The organism is Amphritea sp. HPY, from assembly GCF_050870985.1.
Classification (GTDB): domain Bacteria; phylum Pseudomonadota; class Gammaproteobacteria; order Pseudomonadales; family Balneatricaceae; genus Amphritea.
The window spans coordinates 1,100,417-1,119,813 of record NZ_CP194015.1 but is presented as its reverse complement, the minus strand read 5'-3'; the positions used below and the strand labels follow the sequence as shown (position 1 = coordinate 1,119,813).

Annotated in this window: 22 protein-coding genes; 14 read left to right on the top strand and 8 right to left on the bottom strand. The window is 47.8% G+C overall.

Features of this window, described 5'->3' with window-relative positions; genetic code table 11:
* Window positions 1-19: 19 nt before the first annotated feature.
* From ACQUQM_RS04900 to rluC, 4 genes are all read right to left on the bottom strand, one after another.
* A complete protein-coding gene (locus tag ACQUQM_RS04900; protein WP_432473368.1) occupies window positions 20-1,000 on the bottom strand; it encodes an RluA family pseudouridine synthase in 981 nt (326 codons plus the stop codon).
* Window positions 1,001-1,082: 82 nt separating this feature from the next.
* Window positions 1,083-2,057: an HTH-type transcriptional regulator CysB gene (gene cysB / locus ACQUQM_RS04895; RefSeq protein WP_432473367.1), complete on the bottom strand. Its 975-nt coding sequence runs from the start codon at window positions 2,055-2,057 to the stop codon at window positions 1,083-1,085.
* 131 nt (window positions 2,058-2,188) lie between these two features.
* Entirely contained in the window at window positions 2,189-3,292 is a 1,104-nt protein-coding gene (locus tag ACQUQM_RS04890; protein ID WP_432473366.1) for a DNA-binding protein, read from the bottom strand.
* Window positions 3,293-3,321: 29 nt separating this feature from the next.
* A complete protein-coding gene (gene rluC, locus ACQUQM_RS04885) occupies window positions 3,322-4,302 on the bottom strand; it encodes a 23S rRNA pseudouridine(955/2504/2580) synthase RluC (protein ID WP_432473365.1) in 981 nt (326 codons plus the stop codon).
* A 478-nt stretch (window positions 4,303-4,780) separates the two neighbouring features.
* Here rluC and rne point away from each other — a divergent pair, with 478 nt between their 5' ends.
* Window positions 4,781-7,918 carry a ribonuclease E gene (rne, locus tag ACQUQM_RS04880; protein ID WP_432473364.1) on the top strand — a complete coding sequence of 1,046 codons (3,138 nt, stop codon included), beginning with the start codon at window positions 4,781-4,783 and terminating at the stop codon, window positions 7,916-7,918.
* Window positions 7,919-8,175: 257 nt separating this feature from the next.
* Here rne and murB read toward each other — a convergent pair whose 3' ends face one another.
* Both murB and ACQUQM_RS04870 read right to left on the bottom strand, forming a co-directional pair.
* Window positions 8,176-9,195, bottom strand: coding sequence for a UDP-N-acetylmuramate dehydrogenase (murB, locus tag ACQUQM_RS04875; RefSeq protein WP_432473363.1), 1,020 nt, complete (start codon window positions 9,193-9,195; stop codon window positions 8,176-8,178).
* 13 nt (window positions 9,196-9,208) lie between these two features.
* A complete protein-coding gene (locus tag ACQUQM_RS04870; RefSeq protein ID WP_432473362.1) occupies window positions 9,209-9,700 on the bottom strand; it encodes a low molecular weight protein-tyrosine-phosphatase in 492 nt (163 codons plus the stop codon).
* Between the two features lie 119 nt (window positions 9,701-9,819).
* Between ACQUQM_RS04870 and ACQUQM_RS04865 the strand changes: the two genes are divergently transcribed.
* Together ACQUQM_RS04865 and ACQUQM_RS04860 are read left to right on the top strand one after the other, a co-directional pair.
* A complete protein-coding gene (locus tag ACQUQM_RS04865; RefSeq protein ID WP_432473361.1) occupies window positions 9,820-10,068 on the top strand; it encodes a hypothetical protein in 249 nt (82 codons plus the stop codon).
* Window positions 10,069-10,249: 181 nt separating this feature from the next.
* Window positions 10,250-10,627, top strand: a complete 378-nt coding sequence (locus ACQUQM_RS04860) for a Lar family restriction alleviation protein (protein WP_432473360.1) — start codon at window positions 10,250-10,252, stop codon at window positions 10,625-10,627.
* Window positions 10,628-10,631: 4 nt separating this feature from the next.
* Here ACQUQM_RS04860 and ACQUQM_RS04855 read toward each other — a convergent pair whose 3' ends face one another.
* The gene (locus tag ACQUQM_RS04855; RefSeq protein WP_432473359.1) at window positions 10,632-10,919 is read right to left on the bottom strand and encodes a hypothetical protein; all 288 of its coding nucleotides are present in this window, start codon (window positions 10,917-10,919) and stop codon (window positions 10,632-10,634) included.
* Between the two features lie 231 nt (window positions 10,920-11,150).
* Here ACQUQM_RS04855 and ACQUQM_RS04850 point away from each other — a divergent pair, with 231 nt between their 5' ends.
* The 11 genes from ACQUQM_RS04850 (at window position 11,151) to ACQUQM_RS04800 (ending at window position 18,651) form a co-directional block, all read left to right on the top strand.
* The gene (locus tag ACQUQM_RS04850; protein ID WP_432473358.1) at window positions 11,151-11,903 is read left to right on the top strand and encodes a hypothetical protein; all 753 of its coding nucleotides are present in this window, start codon (window positions 11,151-11,153) and stop codon (window positions 11,901-11,903) included.
* A 116-nt stretch (window positions 11,904-12,019) separates the two neighbouring features.
* Window positions 12,020-12,397: a hypothetical protein gene (locus tag ACQUQM_RS04845; RefSeq protein ID WP_432473357.1), complete on the top strand. Its 378-nt coding sequence runs from the start codon at window positions 12,020-12,022 to the stop codon at window positions 12,395-12,397.
* Between the two features lie 11 nt (window positions 12,398-12,408).
* On the top strand, window positions 12,409-12,747 hold the full coding sequence (locus tag ACQUQM_RS04840; RefSeq protein WP_432473356.1) for a hypothetical protein: 339 nt from the start codon (window positions 12,409-12,411) through the stop codon (window positions 12,745-12,747).
* 175 nt (window positions 12,748-12,922) lie between these two features.
* Entirely contained in the window at window positions 12,923-13,096 is a 174-nt protein-coding gene (locus tag ACQUQM_RS04835) for a hypothetical protein (protein WP_432473355.1), read from the top strand.
* Between the two features lie 76 nt (window positions 13,097-13,172).
* A complete protein-coding gene (locus ACQUQM_RS04830; protein WP_432473354.1) occupies window positions 13,173-13,865 on the top strand; it encodes an endonuclease in 693 nt (230 codons plus the stop codon).
* Window positions 13,866-14,181: 316 nt separating this feature from the next.
* Window positions 14,182-14,526, top strand: coding sequence for a hypothetical protein (locus ACQUQM_RS04825; protein WP_432473353.1), 345 nt, complete (start codon window positions 14,182-14,184; stop codon window positions 14,524-14,526).
* 369 nt (window positions 14,527-14,895) lie between these two features.
* A complete protein-coding gene (locus tag ACQUQM_RS04820) occupies window positions 14,896-15,525 on the top strand; it encodes a hypothetical protein (protein WP_432473352.1) in 630 nt (209 codons plus the stop codon).
* 466 nt (window positions 15,526-15,991) lie between these two features.
* Window positions 15,992-16,594: a hypothetical protein gene (locus tag ACQUQM_RS04815; RefSeq protein WP_432473351.1), complete on the top strand. Its 603-nt coding sequence runs from the start codon at window positions 15,992-15,994 to the stop codon at window positions 16,592-16,594.
* A gap of 477 nt (window positions 16,595-17,071) precedes the next feature.
* Window positions 17,072-17,278: a cold-shock protein gene (locus ACQUQM_RS04810; protein ID WP_432473350.1), complete on the top strand. Its 207-nt coding sequence runs from the start codon at window positions 17,072-17,074 to the stop codon at window positions 17,276-17,278.
* 24 nt (window positions 17,279-17,302) lie between these two features.
* Window positions 17,303-17,536: a hypothetical protein gene (locus ACQUQM_RS04805; RefSeq protein WP_432473349.1), complete on the top strand. Its 234-nt coding sequence runs from the start codon at window positions 17,303-17,305 to the stop codon at window positions 17,534-17,536.
* Between the two features lie 155 nt (window positions 17,537-17,691).
* On the top strand, window positions 17,692-18,651 hold the full coding sequence (locus tag ACQUQM_RS04800) for a trypsin-like serine protease (RefSeq protein ID WP_432473348.1): 960 nt from the start codon (window positions 17,692-17,694) through the stop codon (window positions 18,649-18,651).
* Window positions 18,652-18,962: 311 nt separating this feature from the next.
* Here the strand turns inward: ACQUQM_RS04800 and ACQUQM_RS04795 are convergent, their stop codons facing one another.
* Window positions 18,963-19,397 (bottom strand): hypothetical protein, encoded by a 435-nt coding sequence (locus tag ACQUQM_RS04795; protein WP_432473347.1) that lies wholly within the window; start codon window positions 19,395-19,397, stop codon window positions 18,963-18,965.

The following is a 19,397-nucleotide window of genomic DNA, read 5'->3' as shown; positions in this document are numbered from 1 at the left end:
TAGCAGGCAGGGAGTAAACCTACGAGCTTAGCAGACAAACCTTCTTAAAGGGCTGCTCGGGAGATTCACTTTCGTTAGTCGGTTTAGAGTTGATTATTACCTCTTTACCTTCCGGATTAATCACACACTGCACCGCTTCCAACAAGTGGTGTTCAGCCCCAAGCGATTCATAATCAGCCTGAGTCAACCCATGATCGATCCGTTTCAGGTAGAAATGACCATCATGGGCGTACAGCTTATCTCCTATAAGAGGATGCCCCAGACTAGCCAGCTGCGCACGTATCTGATGCTTACGACCGGTATACAACTCGCACTCAACCAAAGCTCTTCCTGATTCGCTATATAGAACCCTGAAAGCGGTTTTGCTGTAGCGAGGCTTCAAATAAAGCTTAGATTCATTAGTCGGTACAACATATACCTGACTTCTAATAAGACTCCCAGGTTTCTCTGACAGAAAACATTCATAGAGCCTTTCCTGCCAGTCAGGCCTACCAGTAACCCAGGCATGATAAATTTTCCGCACAATAAGCTGATCCAGCCGGGGCTTCCACTTCTGATCAGCCGCCCGATTCTTCGCCAACAAGATAACACCAGCGGTTTCAGTATCCAGCCGATGCAGCAACCGGGCATCCTCATAAGGCGTCTCCCGCCGTACCAGTGAGATCAACGTGTTGTACAAATTACGCGTAGTACGGCTGACCGGCAACATGTGCGGCTTAAAAACCGCCAGCAACTCATCATTTCCCCATAGTACCTGCCAGTTAGTAGCTACAGGCTGTTCGTTATGATCAGGAAGAAAGAGCTCAACCTCACTCCCCGCGACAATTGTATCTTCCGGCCTTGCCAGTCGGCCATCAACGGTCACATGACCACCATTGAACAACAAAGAGAGCTGGCTGCCATGCGCCTCGACAATACGCGGACGGAGAAAACCCAACAGCCTACCTGCATCCTCCCGCCTCACCAGAAATCTGAGACCAAAACCCTGCTCTCTGTTCAATAGCCCCTCCACTCAATCACCACGATCATCCAACAGACACAAAAAAAGCCTCTAAAGAGGCTTTTTTTACTAACTCAATTCATCACAAATCCGGCAGCGCCTGGTTCGCAAATATCTCTTCAATCTCTGCCCGGTTGCCGCATGCCTGCACCTGCTTAACTACTTCAGGAGTAAGATGCGGCGCAAATTTCTGAATAAAATCATACATATAACCACGCAAAAAGGTTCCTTTGCGGAAACCGATTTTAGTCGTACTGTATTCGAACAGATGGCTGGCATCCAGACGCACCAGATCACGGTCCATCTCTTCCTCGAAGGCCATACTGGCGATAATTCCGACACCCAGACCAAGTCTGACGTAGGTCTTGATCACATCAGAATCTACTGCAGTAAAGACAACCTTCGGATCCAGCCCCTCCCGGTTAAACGCATCATCCAACTTAGAACGACCGGTAAAACCGAATACATAGGTTACGATCGGATAATTCGCTACATCCTGCAATGTCAGCTTCGAAACCTGAGCCAGCGGATGGTCCTTTGGTACCACCACCGAACGATTCCAGCGGTAGCAAGGCATCATCACCAGATCATTGAAATGTGACATCGCTTCGGTTGCAATTGCGAAATCTACAGAACCGTCTGCCGCCATCTCTGCAATCTGCATCGGCGTACCCTGATGCATATGCAGAGAAACATCCGGGTAATCCTGCATAAAGCTGTTGATTGTCACCGGCAATGCATAGCGAGCCTGCGTATGGGTAGTGGCGACATCCAGCGAACCCATTTTTTCATCGCTGAACTCCTGGGCCACTTGCTTAATGCTTTCAACTTTACGCAGTATATCCCCGGCAACCTCGAGAATAGCCTCTCCGGCTGGAGTAACACGGGTAAGATGTTTACCACTGCGGGCAAAAACCTCGACACCAAGTTCATCCTCCAGCAAACGAATCTGCTTACTGATTCCCGGCTGCGAGGTATAAAGACTCTGCGCGGTCGCTGAAACATTCAGGTCATGTCTGGCCACTTCCCAGATGTAACGAAGCTGCTGCAGTTTCATTTATATCTCCATCAAACTCAAAAAATATCTGCTAATAACTTTTGATTATAATACATTGTATTCTTGGCAATTAAATAGTCGATTAGCCCAAAGAGGGACTTAGATCAAAACTGCCGCACAACAAAGCATCATCAAACCCGGGACTTAAGCCTGCGGATCTCTTCATCCTGCGAAGTAATTCGCTTTTCCAAACCGGAAAAACGGGCATTGGAGCGCATCAGATCCTCATCCATATCTTTCAACTGACCCCGTAAGACACTTTCCCGCCGCGCCGCTTCATTTGCGCTGGCCATAAGCTTCTGGGTCTGGGATTTAGAATCTTCGCCAAGCATCTTAACTTTGTCTTCCAGACGCTTATTTTTATTTTGCTCAGCCAGCAGGTTACCCATCAGCTTAGAACGCTCACGACTACTGTGACTACCTTCAGATTTAAATCGTTTCAGCTCAGCTTCCAGCGTCTTAATCTGGTTCTTATGGGTATCGAGCTTAACGTCTTTCTTAGCAACTAACGCCTGCAGATTGTGCACATCTTTGGTCAGCGCAGAATCTTTGCGGCCCGATTCATCACGCAATTTTTCCAGCCCGTTACGGTAGTAACGAACATCAGCCTCTGCTTTGGCAACCTGCTCCAGACTATGACGCTGCTCTTCGATTACCCGCTGATCGAAAGTGCGTTTAGAGTCCTCCAGTTTTTTCTGCAGCAGAACCATCTCCTGCTCCAGATTCAACCGACGCTGTTCTTCGCCTTTACATTCGGTCGTTGCCGTCGCGAGATTGATTTTCAACACCGAGATTTCGGCATCAAGCGCCTGAACATGGCTCTGCTCTTCCTCCAACTTATGACGAAGCTCCCTGAAGCTGGTTTCTAACTCAGCCTGAGAATCATGGGCACGTTTAAGCTCAGTCTCCGAATGTTTGCGGGATTCCTCACTAGCGAGATCCTGGTATTTTTTATCATGCAGAATGGATGCATGAGCTTCCTGCACCGCCTGAGCCCACAATGACTGAAAGCTTTTACTCAGCGATTCAGGCATTCCCTGAATAACCACTGACTCAGCACCACTGAGCTGCAACCGCTGCGGCAACAACTGCCACCACTTCTCATGCAAATCATTAAGTTCGGACGGATCACAAAGTAACGCGTCCGCCATCTGAGTCAAAGAAGGGGAAACACCTTGCTGCAGTAAACCATCGGCTAGAGAATTATACTGTTCGATACTGACTAACTGGCTCATTAAATACGCCTTACACAAACGTTACTATTTTAATCCTGGAATTCTTTTTCTAACTGCTGCTTAAGCTTTTTCAAACCCGATTCGAGTTCATTGCCCAAAGGCGCCTTAAAAATTTGACGCCCCCCGGACGGCATCGGCACTCTAAGTTCGGCAGCGTGCAAAAACAAACGTTTAATACCAAACCCTCGCATCTCCCGGTTTGCCTCATCAGTGCCGTATTTTTCATCGCCAATGATCGGATGGCCAGCAAACTGCGAGTGTACCCGGATCTGATGAGTTCGGCCGGTTATCGGACGCGCTTCAACCAGAGTGAGCCAAGAACCGAAACGCTGCAACACCTTAAACTCGGTCAGGGAAGGCTTGCCCATAGGATGCGCTTTTACGATCCGCTCACCGGATTTAAGTTCATTTTTTTGCAGTGGCGCATCCACTTTGGTTTTGCGCGCAGACCACTTTCCCTCCACCAGAGCATGATAGATTTTGGTAATTTTCTTGCTGCGTAGTGCTTCATGCAGAAAACGCAGCGCACTTCGCTTCTTCGCGATCATGATACAACCCGAGGTATCCCGGTCGAGACGATGTACCAACTCAAGGAATTTAACCTCCGGACGCATCTGTCGGGCTGTTTCGATAAGCCCCAGACTTATACCGCTACCGCCATGCACAGCAAGACCCGAAGGCTTATTGAGCACGATCAGATCACTGTCTTCGAAGATGATAGACTTCTCAATCAACTCAACCAGATTGACGCTGGCTTTAGGCGGCTGTTTTTCATCATTCAGACGAATCGGCGGTACCCGGACCAGATCCCCTCCCTGCAAGCGATAGTCAGGCTTAATACGCTTCTTGTTAACCCGCACTTCTCCTTTGCGCAGAATCCTGTAAATCAACGTTTTAGGCGCACCTTTGAGCTTGGTGCGAAGAAAATTATCGATTCGTTGACCGGCCAGTTCAGGATCAATTTCAAACCACTGAACAGCACGGAGTGTACCTGTATTTTTTTCTGTCATATTAATAAGATAAGGACGCTTTCAATTGATGCTGTGAATAATAGCTGCTATATTCTAGCGCTGCTGCGGGCAGTTGGCTCTAGCTAATTTATAGATTCCCGATAAATTTGCCGTCTGTAATATAAATAATGCGGTTTTACGGTTGAAGATCGCCCGTCCAGCTTAATACAACAGAATAGAATTACTACGTATTTCATCCTGCTGGTGCAGTAATAACTGCAATACCAGTCGGAGGTGGAGATGTCAGCAGCCCGGAACCTGCCTGGATTCAGGCAGCCACAGCCAGATCACGAAATAATGATAGAGGCTGCTGTTTCCTCCACCGTCGATAAGACCTGACCGGTTTAAATTAAACGGCCAGGCTAAAACAGAACCATGAGTCGTTACGAAGACTGGACCTCGTAGCAGGATATTTCCTGTCTATTAAGGTTAAGCCCATGGATGAGATGCGTTAGTGTTATGAGAGAACGCTAACATAATGAAAAGAATGCTAATTAACGCAACTCAATCTGAAGAGTTGCGCGTTGCTCTGGTCGATGGCCAGCGCATGTATGACCTGGATATCGAATCAGGTTCCCGTGAACAGAAAAAAGCCAACATCTATAAGGGCAAAATTACCCGCGTAGAACCAAGCCTTGAAGCGGCTTTTGTTGACTACGGCTCTGATCGCCACGGCTTCCTGCCGATGAAAGAGATCTCCCGAGAATACTTCATCAAAGGCTCCGACAAGGGCGGCCGCCCTAATATTCGTGAAGTACTTGCAGAAGGCACGGAAGTAATCGTTCAGGTCGATAAAGAGGAGCGCGGTAACAAAGGCGCTGCCCTGACAACCTTTATCAGCCTGGCTGGCCGCTATCTGGTACTGATGCCAAACAACCCTCGGGCCGGCGGTATCTCACGCCGCATCGAAGGCGACGACCGCAAGCAACTAAAAGAAGCAATGGACGGCGTCACCCTGCCGCCGAAAACCGGTGTCATCATCCGTACCGCCGGCGTCGGCCGCAGCTCGGAAGAACTGCAATGGGATCTGGACTACCTGATGACCCTCTGGGATGCGATCAAAGGCGCATCCGGCGAGCGTAAGGCTCCCTTCCTGATCTATCAGGAAAGCAATGTCGTCATCCGCGCCATCCGCGATTACCTGCGCCAGGATATCGGTGAAGTGCTTATCGATAGCCAGGACGTATACCAGGACGCCCTGAACTTTGTTCAGCAGGTCATGCCAAGCTACCAAAATAAGATCAAACTTTACCAGGAACCGATCCCTCTGTTTAACCGGTTCCAGATCGAGAGCCAGATCGAGACAGCTTTCCAGCGTGAAGTACAGCTACCTTCCGGCGGATCAATCGTTATTGATCCGACCGAGGCACTGGTCTCAATCGACATCAACTCCGCCCGCGCCACCCGCGGTAGCGATATCGAAGAAACCGCACTCAACACCAACCTGGAAGCCGCCGACGAGATTGGTCGCCAGCTTCGCCTGCGGGATATCGGCGGCCTGATCGTAATCGACTTCATCGACATGACGCCGATTAAAAATCAGCGTGAAGTTGAAAATCGTATGCGCGACGCCCTTAAGCTTGACCGCGCACGAGTACAGCTTGGCCGCATCTCTCGTTTTGGCCTGCTGGAAATGTCTCGCCAGCGCCTGCGCCCATCACTAATTGAAAGCCGCGGTGCAGTCTGCCCACGTTGTAATGGCCAGGGCACTGTGCGTGACACTGAATCTCTGGCACTGTCTATCCTGCGCCTGATCGAAGAGGAATCCTCTAAAGATCGTACCGCACAGATTCGTGCAATACTGCCGGTATCCGTAGCGACTTTCCTACTTAACGAAAAGCGTCGCGAGGTACACGAAGTTGAACTGCGCCACGATGTTCGTGTAGTCATCGTGCCAAATCCAAATATGGAAACACCGCATTACGAAGTTGTACGCCTGCGTGACGACCACACCGTAATCAACACCAACGATGCCAGCTACACTTTACAGCCTGAACCCGAACCAATCGACGAGCAGGAAGCAACCAAAACACAGCCCGCTCGTGAAAAGGCCGCAGTCAGCACCGTTGCACCAGCTACCCCTGCTCCGACCTCCGCACCAGTCGTTGCACCAACTACTGCTGAAGCAAAACCTCAGGCTGCCGCAAAAGAAGCATCATTAGGCAGCCGCATCATGAGCGCTCTGAGCAGCCTGTTTGGCAGCTCCGATGACGCTAAGCCGGAAGAGCAGAAGCAACAGAAACAACAGGAGCCGGAAGAGGAAAAGCCAAAACCTCGCTCCCGGAAGCGCTCCAGCAACCGCCGCAACCGCGGCCGTGGACGTGACAGCGAGCGCAAAGACAGCGACAGCCGCAAAGAGGCAGAAGCAAAGGACGACAGCCGCAGAAAACCCCGCGATTCCGCGGAACAGAGTGAAGCTAAATCTGACGATTCCCGCCGCGGCCGCTCCCGAAATCGCCGCCGTGGAACCGAGCGCGATCAGAAAGCTCGTGATCAGCAAAGCAGCGCCGAACTGGAAGTTAAAAGCAGCGAACCTGCTCAGGAAACTGAACAGACCGATGACGGCCGCGCTCGTGGCGAGCGTCGTCGCGGTCGTCGCCGTCGCGGTGAGCGCAGCGCACGTCGCACCGGCAGCGAAGCCGTTGTTACTGATAACGCGCTAACTGAAGAAGCTGTAAATGCCGAACAAGCTGCTGAAGCGACAACAGCTCAAAAGCCTGCTGAGCAAGCCTCCGATAAAGCAACAGCTCAAACCGCTGAACAGCCTGCAGAAGCCGCAAAGCCTGATAGCGAAGAGAAGCCTCGTAAGCCTCGTCGTCAGCGCCGCTCTCGTGGTGGTCGCAAGCCAGCCCAGGAACGCAGCGAAGAAAGCGCGACTAACTCTACTGAGGCGGCACCAGAAACTGCAGTGCCGAAAGCTGAAGATGCCGTAGCTACTGAAGCTGCACCACAGGAAGCAGAAACAGCTAAAGAAGCTGTAATTACCGAAGCTACCGCACCGAAAGCAGAAACAGCTGAAGAAACTGCCGTTACTGAAGCTACCGCACCGGAAGCAGAAGCCGCTGAAGAAGCTGTAGCTGTTGAAGCAGCTACTGAAGCAGCCACACCGGAAGCTCAAGCCGCTGAAGAAGCTATTGTTACTGAAGCTGCCGCACCGAAAGTAGAAACAGCTGAAGAAACTGCCGCTACTGAAACTACTGCACCGAAAGCAGAAGCCGCTGAAGAAGCTGTAGTTACTGAAGCAGTTACTGAAGCAGTTACTGAAGCAGCCGCGCCGGAAGCAGAAACTGCTGAAGAAACAGTCGCCGCAGCACCGGAGGCAGAAACTGCTGAAGAAACTGCAGCTCCAGCACCCGAAGCAGAAACCACTGAACAGCCTCCTGCAGAGCAGCCAGTTCGCAGCGGCGGTCGTCGCGTTCGCAATCGTCCGGCGCGCCAAGCCAGCACCTCTTCGGAGCAACCGGTAATGGCCGCACGTGCACCACGCGCACCGGCACCTACTGCACCACCGGAAGGTGCTGCTGCACCACGCGCTCGCCGCCAGCGCCGCGCCCCAAATGATCCTCGGGGAGCGAACCAGCAGCAAGCAACAGGTGATGATTCTGCAGCAGGCTAACAAGCCCTGCCAGAAACAAAAAAGCCGGCAATTATGCCGGCTTTTTTATATCTTATTTTTATCGTATTTTTAAACCAACCAACCAACCAACATATTACTACACCTTCCTAACAACCATTACAGCCACTGCTGACTGGCAATTCAACACCCGATGCGTCTTTATATTCGCAGCTTAAAAACTGATTATAGTAATCAAAGCGCACAAAAAAACCGGCATAATTGCCGGCTTTAAAAATCTGATTCAACCACAGCTCAGGTCAAGGATACGTCCGAGGCTCTATCTCAAGCAGCACACCATAGCGATCAGCAACCGACGCCTGAATAGCCTGCGCCAGGCTCAGAATATCCCCACCACTACCCTTACCATAATTAATAAGCACCAGCGCCTGCTTATCATAAACCCCAACAGCACCTTGACGATGCCCTTTCCAACCCAACTGATCGATTAGCCAGCCAGCCGCAAGCTTACGCAATCCCGGCTGATCAGAAAAAGATACCAACCCTGGATAGCGCCGGGTTAATTCAGCACACTGCTGCTCGGGGATTACCGGATTCTTAAAGAAACTACCCGCATTACCGAGAGCTTCAGGATCAGGCAACTTACTACGACGAATGTCACAGATCAGGTCACTAATCTGAAGCGCCGTAGGATCTTCAATTCCCTGACGCTCCACTACAGCGGAAAGGCCGCTATAATCCAACACCAACCCGACCTTAGCCGACAACCGAAAGGTCACAGAAATAATAATGTAACGACCAGCATGAATACGTTTAAAAACACTATCCCGGTAACCGAAACCACATTCGCCTGCGGCAAACCGGCAAAGCTCACCGGACTCACGATCCAGAGCATCCAGATACTCCATCCGATCTTTAATTTCGACACCGTAGGCACCGATATTTTGCATCGGCGCCGCACCGACAGTACCGGGAATCAACGAAAGGTTTTCAAGCCCGTTATAACCCTGCATCAAAGTCCAGCGCACAAACTCATGCCAGTTTTCACCAGCACCCGCAGTAACCAGAAAATCACCATCAGAGGTTGACTCAACCTGCTTCAGGACAATTCTGTTAATAACCACCAATCCGGAAATATCTTGCGTCAGAATAAGGTTACTACCGCCTCCGATCACCAGCAGCGACAACTTGTTTTCAGCACAAAAGCCTAACGCACCCTTCAACTCATCGAGCGTCTTAACTATCACCAGATATTCGGCACTGACGTCAAAACCAAAACTGTTGTACGCCTTCAGCGAGGCTTTACGCGATAATTGCATGACCCCCCCCTATTTAGTTCTGCGCCAACTCATTCTGAATACGCTGTAACAGCGCCAGCGAAGCATCCTCGACCAGGTCAAGCACATGATCAAAACCGTCAGCACCGCCATAATAGGGATCAGGAACCTCAATAATATTACCCGGCACCAACTCCAGAAACAGCCCAAGATAGCCGGAATAATTCGCCGGACAGATATCACGCAGATCGCTCAGATTTTGCTTATCCATCGCCAGAATATAATCATATTGATTAAAATCCGCCCTCACCGCCTGCCGCGCCCGCAAATCACTCAGATCATAGCCACGCTGCAAGGCCGTACTTGCTGAGCGCTGATCAGGCGCATTACCAACATGATAAGCCGCCGTACCCGCTGAATCTATTTCGATCTCAGCAATCAGGCCCGCGCGTTCAACCTGCGCCCTGAAGACACCATGCGCAGTAGGTGACCGGCAGATATTTCCAAGGCATACGAATAGAACAGATGTTTTTTCTTTATTTATCAAAAGGTTAAACCTTAATTCACAGTACTTTTGACCATAACAAAATAGGTCGTTTGGAGCATTATAAAACAAATACTTACCAAATGGTTTTCAGAAAGAAAAATAGGGAATATAGGGAAGATATGAACTCTGAAGAATTGAGTAATTGCTGCTGCGGCAGCACCAACCTTAAAGAGCTGAAGCCCTACGGAATTGAATCTGTTCAATGTCGTGACTGTCACGTTTCATTGCGCAAGCAGGACTGGAATCGGGTGATGGGTATTCCTGATGGGTTGGCTTTAGTGCCTAAGACTCCAAGCTTACAGCACCATAAAAATTCGGAGAGCTGCTCGACACCTGTAGAAATACTATTAATCTATGGGAAGGAATGATTGCTGCTACACAGGAGGAATGTCAATGAACTGTGCACACCATACAGCGTTTTATATAACTCTAATTCCTCCAATATATCAACTGGTTAACCTATAAATCAGGGCCGAAAACAGGGGCAAAAACGCCCTATTCCTGCCCTTATAAATCAATTACTTAGTGTTTAGCTTTGGGGAATGACAAATGGATAATGTTGCGAACACTGATCAGCTACTACCCTGCCCTTGCTGTGGCAGCGACGCAGAATTAACAGAAACCTCAATAGGTGCATATGTGTGTTGCTCGTCGCTTGATTGCGATATAAGCAATCGCCACAAAAACTGGACAGCAAAGAAAGCAGTTGAGATATGGAACGCCCGCCACGTTCCGGAAGGCATGGTGCTGGTTAAGAAGCCTACCCTGTTGCCTAAAGGCGAACCAATGCCGCAGACAATCGATGCCTGGCATGTTCTGGCTGATGGCTATGAACGCGTAATGCTGAAAGACAAAGAAACTATCAGCCTGCTAAAACAGCGCATCAACAACCTTGAGCAGAAGCTTAGAGCGCTTCAGGGAGAATGAAGCTTCACTTACCCGGTTTAAACAACGTAAAAAGAGTGTTGCCATAGCCACTGCCAGTAGAGCTAACTAACTCATATCCTTCAATCATCAGATTATAAAGACCATCAGCACAGTTTCCCGTAGCCAAGATAGAGGGATCCAATTCTGTCGATGATTCCGATGCTGTGATATTTAAATGCGGAGGATTAACTACACAGTTGATGACTACGACTTCCGTTGCCGTTGGTTCAGGAGGGGCAGCCACAGATATCAAGGGGATCAAAGCTACAAACAAAAGAGATTTGGTGTTCATTACCAGCCTCCAAATATAGAGAATGTAATAACACTATAGTGCTGGCCCTATGCCCTTTCCGAAGTCAAAACAAAGGCAAGCGGAAGATACGGAGGCAGCGTTGATATTCGCGGCAATACTCGACGCCAAAAATATTTAAGCTGTTTCCGCCACCATACAATTTACGAGAGCAAATTGCGGCAGTACCCTTAGTCCCTCAAGGAAATACTATTAATTTGTTAGGGATACATAATGGATAATTGCTGGGCAAATATACTTAACGATTGCGACGGCGGCATTAGTCGTGAGCATATCGTTTCCAAAAGCTTGTTCATTGGCACAAAAATAAATGTGCAAGGTTTTTCTTGGTGCAAAGACGAACCAAAACTTATAGGGCTAGCTAACCTAACAAAAAAATGCCTATGCAAGGAGCATAACTCATTATTGTCTCCTCTAGATCAAGCGGGGAGTCATGCCTTTGATGTACTAAGAAAACAAGCAAAGCTTATCGATGATAGGGCGAAAGAACCGAATAAAAAATTTAAAAAAGTTACCTTCTCAATTAATGCAACAGCTCTGGAGAGGTGGCTTCTTAAAACACTTATCAATTTCTCCTATGGTGGGGAATACTACATTGGCCATGATAGCGATCATCCTGGCCGCGCTAGTGATCATCTCGTAAAGGCTGCTTATGGGCTTGAGTCATTTTCTGAGAATAACGGTATGCGCGTGGCTTATAAAGAAGGTGGAACCATAAATTCACATGACGCAGTCCAGTTCGCTCCAGTCATAAAAGACAATAAATTTATTTATGGCGCTAAGTTTTCGTTTCGAGGGATTCTTCTTTTTATGGATATTTCTCCTGATGGTATGAATGTACCATTTGAAGACATACCTGGGACTCAGGACGAATGGAAAAATGTATTCTTATCTAGGAAATTCAAACAAATACAAGCCAAGCATGGTAATAAAATATCTCATGTTGTTAATTTTAACTGGGCTTAGCTGGATTAGTTCAGATGAATTCAGCCGGTTGAGGCTTATGATAAAGTGGCCGGATACCCTTGGGCTTATATCGAGTACAACGGATGGATTATGGATCTATGGAGGAAGAAAGGATCATGAAAACCGCAATTACACTATTACTTATAGGCTTAATGACCTCTGCTACAGCTTATGCAGAGTCTTATCTCTGCTTAGCTGATGCATCCACAGGGATTCGTAGCGCAAACGGAAAAGTTCTTGGTACAACCCAAATGGATATTGAAGAACAGAGATTTCTCTTGTCTGATAACAACGGTGAGCTCTCCTTAAAGATTTTCGGAACCGAGCCCCCCCTATTGGATAAGTGCAAATCAGAGTATTTCTGTGAATATTCTGATGGCTATCGCGGCACCTTCACTCGTCAGACGAACAACTTCTTCACAATCTTCTTCACGGTAATTGTTAGCAATGAGCGTATAGCAGTAGTTTCCCAAGGCAAGTGTTCAACAATCTAGGCCAACAAAAAATGCCACCGACTTTATCCAAGACAATCAATATAGAGCCTGTTTCAGAGATCGAATTGCTGAAACAGACATTCGACCCGATAGCACGGGGTTTTTGCTTGCAGCTGCAGAGTCAGGGCATGGTAGGCCGTAAGCTGAAAGTTGGCGTTAAAGACGGAGAATGGCAAGGCACTGAGCTTGATTTCACTGTCTGGCAGTATGATAAATTGATTGAGCAGATCGGCGGGAACCTGGCAGTTACAATCGACTGGAGCACGGTCGATGCAATCCACCTCAGCGTATCAGACATTGTGCCTAAAGAAGATATGCCGAATATCGGTAATCCAGATTTAGTGGCTTGATATTGGAATTATGTGAAAAAGGGGTGCACCCCTTAAGGGGGTGGCTATGTTCACAGCAATAGCCCGGTAAGAAAAAAACAGGGACTAAACAGGAAATGTTGATAATGGTCAGGGAGTAGCAATGGATATTTGCTAATTATTGTCCTCGGACACTGACTAAATAGGAGAGCAGGCTATGGGCGACATTACATATCAGGCTTACTTCACCAATGACGACGGCGACAGGGAATATCTGAATCAAAATTTCCATTCTGAAAAGAAAGCCGAGAAAGCCGTCGATAAGCTGACTGATAAAGGCTACGACGATGCTGACTATGAAAGCATCGATATGGAATTGAGAGATTATTAAGACTTTTATCTAGGCCGGGTCTTGCCTGCAAATCTATAGCAGGTAAGATCACTATTTTTAACAAGGAACGTTATCGATGAAACGCCTAATATCCTTAACCGCCGCCCTTCTACTGGCTACCGCCAGTGCGAATGCTGATCCACTATCCTTCAGCAGCGCAAAGAAAAGGCTAGCTAAGCTCTACAGCGACAACCAGTCCTCTTTTTACTGCGGCTGCGACTATAGCTCTGTAACCAAAGAATCAGGCAAGGGTAAAAAGCTGGCGCCGGACTGGTCTACCTGCGGCTTTACTCCACGTAAGCAAGAAAAACGCGCATCACGCATTGAGTGGGAACACGTTATGCCAGCGCACCACTTCGGGCAGCACCTACAATGCTGGCGCGACGGTGGCCGAAAGAACTGCAAGAAAGACCCGACATTCAGAGCAATGGAAGGCGATATGCACAACCTGGTACCGGCGATTGGTGAGGTAAACGGGGATCGATCTAACTTCAAATACGGGATGCTTGAAGGCGAAGCCAGGGTATACGGAAAGTGTGACGCTGAAGTCAATTTCAAAGCAAAGCGCTTTGAGCCTGCGCCAGCGGTCAGAGGCGATATAGCTCGCACCTACTTCTATATGTCCGATAAGTACAAAGTTAGCCTCAGCAAGCAGCAGAGAATGCTGTTTGAAGCCTGGGACAAAGCAGATCCAATTGATCAGTGGGAACTAGAGAAAAGCCAGCGTGTGGCTGATATCCAGGGTAACGCAAACCCTTACGTTAAATAATCCGACTTTTCCTACATCCAGATCAGAAAACCTGGTCTACGCTGTAATAGATTTTCGTAATGATTCATCGGTTTTAGCCCCGGCTCGCATTGTCCCAGGGCTTTTTTATGCCGCAGAAATAATCAGACTTTTTCCTATGGCCGAATCTGCAGTACCGGCTTTTCGAATCAATAAAGGGGAAAGTCCTTTGAGGGAGGAGGCTATACAGCCACAATCACCCCGAAACTTGAAACGCTTGTAGGCTATACTGCTTTAATACCATATTCAGAATCACTACAAAACGACAAAATGGCGCATAGTACGCTAGGAGTTTTGTATGTTCTATTCACTTAATGAAACTAGTAGCCCAATAGTTAAAAGCAGACCTACTGCTGGTAAGAACCGATTTCGGAATGTACTTATTTTTGCATTAACCCTCACCTTAAGCGCTACCCCGCAACCATCCGAAGCTGCCCTCACCTTAAGCGCTACCCCGCAACCATCTGAAGCTGCTTGGTGGTGGGTAGGTAAAGCCATCAAGAAAATAATTGATTTCAATAATAAAAAGTATCGGAAAGCTGATCGTTACGGTAGGGATAAATCTGACGAAGATGGGTACAATCCGTACCATAACCATCCAGACGGTTTACCTCCTTCAGATCACCCTCCTTACTACAATTAGAATCTAACTAAAAAGTGGTAAAAAGCCTATGGACTCAAAAATTAAAAAAGCTCTAATAGGATAATCAAGTAAGACGCTTTCAGCCGCCGGTTATTTTGGCGTTATCCTGAGCTGCGAGTCTCTGGTTTGTGTCGAAAGCCGTACTAAGAATCAGACTTTTTCCTATACCGGAGCCACCAGATCCCGCCTACACTGTCTCTGGCTTCGGCAAGTAAGTCTCTCTGCTTCTGCAGCGTCCGCTTTGTGCTGTGGGTTCAATGAGTCAGCCATCTTGTAATACATTTTGAAATACAATTTGACATAGAAAGAGCCGTGTAATACATTTTGTATTACATCTTGGAGTACAAAATAAACTACAGAAGGTTCACTATGTCTTTAGCTACCCACATCAAAAAAATGATTAACACCCCTACGGATTCTCAATTACAGTCTATTCGACTGCCAACAACAACCGTAAACCAGCTGGAAGAGTTAGCGCAAGTGTTGGACAAAACTCGCACTGAACTTATCAGTACCTTCATTGAAGGAGGTTTAGTTGAATTAGAAAAACAGTTAGATGAATTGAGAAGCGAAGATCTACCTTCAGAAAACGATGCACCAACATCTGAAGCTCGCTACTTCCTGTTAAATACAAACTATAACAACTCACCTGAAGACCACTACACAATGCTAGAAAACGGTGAAGCATCCGCTTTCTATCAAGGCTGGAAGGAAAGTATAGCTCACCTAAATGAAGGTGACGTTGTATTTTTATACCAGAGCGGTGTTGGAATTGTGGGTTACGGTAAAGCGGACCGAGAGCTAATTAAAAGAGAACACTGTGGTCACGAAAATGAATGGTATGCTCGAAAGCTAAATGACTTTGTACGCTTGCAGACACCTTTGACAGCAAAAGGTTGTAAAGATACAACCAAATCAAACTTCAACTTCAGAATGACAATGGTTTCTCTAAACACCGAGCAAGGCGATGCACTAATCAAAAAGTTCAACGAAGCATAATTACAGAGTGAGTAACGTTTACGCCAAACCTAACGCCAAGCAAAGAGGCGAAACTTAGCTTTGTCCTTGCTTGTGCGTCTTGTTAATTGCTTAATAGTGATGAATTTTCCCTTTGGCGCTAGACGCCCTTGAATATCCCGCCATATTTCCCGAATTTACTTTTGTAGTTGCTTCTGCCTGATTTGCTACCTTGATGGTAAATGTTCGGTTAGGTTGCCACGATATATCCCAAGGTATGAATAAATGGGGCAGATCATACTTTTCTAATGGTATATGTCCGCTTTGTGTTGAAAGGCGACCTGAATCAAGTTTCAGGCAGTCTGATGGTCTGCTACGTGTCGGTAGCTGGCCTAACAGGCTCTGAGCCTACCAAGATCAATTCAAGTCCAGTTTGTGCCAAAAGCGGTCATGGACAGTACTCCTAAAGATAGGCCGTCACCTACACTCAACAAGGAGGAGATTGTAGATGAGTGAGATTCAGTGGGAAGAAGGACATTATGTATTGCCCCGCAAAGAGGCTGTGCGGTTCCGGCGCGCCGTTATACAGGCCTATAATGAGCGCATCCAATGGCTAGCCAAGCAGGTCACGTGGGCCGTAAACTCCGTACTGGTCTCCGAGCATATGCAGGCGGACAGCTGGCAGGACTCGGTACTTGAGGCCCTGCGTCCACTTCAACTCAGTGCCTATGAGATGGATCGGCTGACCGATTACTTCCCCTATAGTCTTGGGCTCCGAGGTTACCGGCCTCGAGTACCCCTCCAAAAGGAAATCCCTCGTTGGACGACGATCAACCGTCCTAGAATATCGCTGGGGAGTCCGTATTATTATGTGGGAGTAGACAGTGAGGCGCGAATACTGGAGTGGCAGGTGCATGCGAATGAAAACGCGGTCACCGATGCCCATGCTGACTGGTTCGCACAACAGGTGTTTAAAGCTCTGTATCAGGTGCAATGGACCCGCAAGAGTGGCGGCTATTGCTGGGGTGGCAGTAATACCCCGACCACGACGTATTGTGCGCACCACTTAGGGCCGCTGGGTGACTCAGCCCCCTTCAGCGCTGAACAGTAATTATTGTTGGCCTTGATCACTTCGTGTTGTTTAAATGTAGAAATTTAGACTTAACCTTACAGACACTGTCCACTGTATAGCTATGAGCGACCAACTTGTTTCAGTTTATATGCTTCTGCAAAGTGTCAGAAACTGCCATTAACTAGAGCGCAGGGTTACGGCCTCCAAAGACTGCTTCGTACCGTTAGCTGAAGTCCAAGCCGCCTTGGTGACATGTTCGCTTTGTGTCGAAAGCCGACCCGACAATAAAGCTTTTCCTATACCGCCTTAACCAGATCCAGCCTACACTGAATCTGGCTTCGGCCCGAACCGCCCCTCGCAGCCCTCCTAGTGCACCAGGGGCGGTTCTTATAGCCGGATTCGCAGTGCCGGCCTCTCAGACCCAAATTAAGACTTTTTCCTATTTACAGATTTCAGTAGCACGTCAACACTTAGCTTCAAGGAAAATTTTGTACCTTAAGGAACAGGAGCAAGGCTATGCCTACTGGAACAGTGAAGTGGTTCAATAACGTGAAAGGATTTGGCTTTATCATTTCCCAGGACCATAACGAAGATCTGTTTGCGCACTATTCTGCAATTGTGGTTGAGGGGTATAAAACCCTGAAAGCCGGTCAGGAAGTCGAGTTCGAAGCAAAGCCACAGGATAACGGCATACACGCGATAAACATCAAACCCATAGCGTGACCTCAACCGGATAAGGATCGTCCAATGAATGCTTTTTCAAGTACAGCTGAATCATATAGCTACGGGCCAGACCAAGACTCGTATATCGCGATCACCGAAGAAGGCATAGTCGCTGACCAATGCCCAGCCGATGCTGATTTAATTCCATGGATGGCGCATTATCCTGAGCATCACTTTCTGATAACTTCGACAGTCCAAGCAATTAACATGATTGGGAAGCCCCTGCCTGATGGCAATATAGAGGTGATGCTGCTTTAAGGTTTTGCCTATATAACATTATCCGGTTTGTGCTGCGGGCTCAACTGATTGACGCAACACGTTTTCTTATAACTAACGATGGAGTGTTGGAATGTGGCGAGAAGGCTCAAGTTGAATTACACAAAATCACTCAATGAAGCTCGAAGGAGAACTAGATGAAAAAGTTTACCAGCGACGAGATTCAGAAAGCGCTCGATGAGATAACCGAAGCTCATAACCAAAACAACGGGTTTATAGCTGTAGAATATACAGAAGAAAAGTTTGTGGTTAGATATCGTGACATGCATTATCTTATTGCAAGTGCGCCAAATGATATAGAAGTATATTCAAGCAAAGACAATATACTTCACAAAGTCCCTATAACTTATGAATCAGGCCCAGAAATCATTCCAGCTTTTGGCAACATAGAAGAACACCCCCCTTATGAGCAAGCTAACATGCTAGTTGGCGAGATGGGTGGTGATCAGTGTAGAAATTCAAATAGCATGGGTTCTTATGGAACAATAACCCTTTATGCAAAAAGTATTACGCTTGAAGCAAGTGGCCGCTGCAATTTAACATGTAGTGCTGCGCCGGCATTAATGAGCAACAACCATGTTATTGGTCGTAGCGATGCAGGGCGAAAGGGAGAAGTTATATGGACTCCTTTTCGCGCTGATACGGCAAGGCTTGAATGCCTTATCCCGTTTTCATGTAGGTCTGATACAGATGTCGCCCTCGCTAGGGTACATAATACAGCTGGCATATCAAATTGGACGGTTCGTACGATAGGTCGTCTCAATAATCTAAGAAGGCCCAATATCGGGGAATCCATCAAGAAACATGGTGCTAGAACTGGATACACTACCGGTAGAGTCACAGGCCAGACCAACATAAGAGTAGGTGCATATACCTACCGTAGAGTTTTCTCAACAACTGGAGGATTTAGTTGTCCTGGAGACTCCGGGTCTGCCGTGGTCGCTTCAAACAATGACCTCATTGGCGTTTTGTCATGGGGCGACTCTATCCCTTGTGATAATAGTCCAAGGGGATATTTTTGGACATTAGTAAACCCAGGTCGGCTATCAGAAGATCCAGATTTTTCTGACCTGGAAATTGCAATATCGAATAGTTAAAACACCCTATCAAAGCCTTCCAGCGGACGCAGTCTCTCGTACGTCTGCTCCGCTGAAGGTGGAGTTAAACGGCTAAAAGAAACATCGGCGTGCTAATCAAAACAGACAGAAGCCCAAGCACAGGTTGCAAGGTTGGAATACTGCTTGTTGCTCTATGCGCCATAGGGCTGGTTGTTCAAACTTGACTGTCACCTCTGCGTCGAAAGCCGACCTGACAATGAAGCTTTTCCTATACAGCCCGGGGCGCTACCGGTCTAGCCCGGACCGCCCCTTAGCTATTGCTAACTCCTGGGTGCGGTTTGTTAAGACCATTAAGCTGTAGCGATATCCGCAAAGAACTGATCCCAGATAACAGCGCCCTGATCCTGTGCTGAGTTCAGCGCTACCTGCAGTTCTGCGGCAGTCACATTATGCCAAGTATTGTCGGCCATAAACCAACCCCGCTCAGCAATACTTAGCCGTTTCATTCGCTCAATAGCGTTCCGAATATTAGATTCATCAGCGGCAAACTCTGGGGGGCGAACCTGAATAATGCGACCATCGCCGAAGTCATGAACAAGACCCGAGAGAGCCTCCGCCCGAATGGTCTTTGCATCCTTCATCGGCTCAACAATAGCGGGCGCAACAAAATCATCACCCTCCTGCTGCATCCCGCATACAACTGAATCCTCTACCTCAATAAACCCAGTCTCTTTATTCGGCTGAATCTGGATTACAGTGCCATTTTCGATTTTCGCGTATCGCAT